Consider the following 254-nt stretch of genomic DNA (forward strand, 5'->3'; position numbering starts at 1 on the left):
CTGGCTTAATTTGCTGGGCGGCAAGCCCAGCGTGTTGCGCGCGGACATTCAGCAGCACGTCCATCGGAATCCGGAGGACTGGCCTGCTGAAACGCTGTTCGACCAGTTGGGCGCCTATGACGCTTCCGATCGGCGCTTTGCGCTTTTTCTTGAGGGGCTGGCTTCGGCCGACGTGCGACCCGACGAGGCAGCGCAACGCCACTTCGTTGCTTGCGTCAACGAGTCGCTGCGCAATTGCGGTGTCGAGCTGCGCG

The 254-nt window shown here is 63.0% G+C and carries 1 pseudogene; it reads left to right on the forward strand.

What is annotated here, in order from left to right:
* Nucleotides 1-254, forward strand: a pseudogene (locus tag SB725_RS32510) (hypothetical protein); the annotation flags it as partial.

The organism is Pseudomonas sp. SIMBA_041 (assembly GCF_046535095.1).
GTDB classification, from domain to species: domain Bacteria; phylum Pseudomonadota; class Gammaproteobacteria; order Pseudomonadales; family Pseudomonadaceae; genus Aquipseudomonas; species Aquipseudomonas mucoides.